This is a genomic window from Streptococcus sp. k-90 (assembly GCF_013277565.1).
Lineage (GTDB): Bacteria > Bacillota > Bacilli > Lactobacillales > Streptococcaceae > Streptococcus.
The window spans coordinates 1-736 of record NZ_VMNE01000040.1 but is presented as its reverse complement, the minus strand read 5'-3'; the positions used below and the strand labels follow the sequence as shown (position 1 = coordinate 736).

The window sequence follows — 736 nt, the reverse complement described above, 5'->3', positions numbered from 1 at the left end:
GCAGCTAAAGAAGCAGCAGATAAAGCTAAAGCAGCAATTGATGCAGCACCAAGCAATGCAGAAGTAGATAAAGCTAAAGAAGCAGGAACTGGTGAAATTGCAAAAGTTAACCCAGTAGCTAAAGAAGCAGCTAAGAAAGCAGTAGCGGATGAATTAGCTAAGAAAGAAGCAGAAATCGCTGGCCGTAACGATCTCACAGATGAAGAGAAAGCTAAAGCCAAAGAAGAAGCTCAAGCAAAAGCTAAGGAAGCAACAGATGCAATCGATGCTCAACCAAGCAACGCAGAAACACCAGAAAAAGCAGCAGAAGCGCAAACAGCAGTAGATGGTGCTAAAGATAAAGGTGTAGCAGATGTTACAGCAGTAAATCCAGCAGCAACTAAGAAACCAGAAGCTAAGCAAGCAATCGATGACGCTCTTAAAGCTAAGGAAGCAGCAATTGACGCTCGTACAGACTTGACAGATGACGAGAAGAAAGCAGCTAAAGATGCAGCTAAAGATGCAGCAGATAAAGCTAAAGAAGCAATTGATGCAGCACCAAGTGATGCGGAAGTAGATAAAGCTAAAGAAGCTGGTACTGGAGCAGTTGAAGCAATCAATCCAGAAGCCAAAGCTAAACCAGAAGCTAAGCAAGCAATCGATGACGCTCTTAAAGCTAAGGAAGCAGCAATTGACGCTCGTACAGACTTGACAGATGACGAGAAGAAAGCAGCTAAAGATGCAGCTAAAGATGCAG

General features: G+C 43.5%; 1 protein-coding gene. It reads left to right on the top strand.

The window, feature by feature from the left end; translation table 11 throughout:
* The coding region (locus tag HT734_RS09130; RefSeq protein WP_173308524.1) for a DUF1542 domain-containing protein at nt 1-736 on the top strand (736 nt) is incomplete at both ends.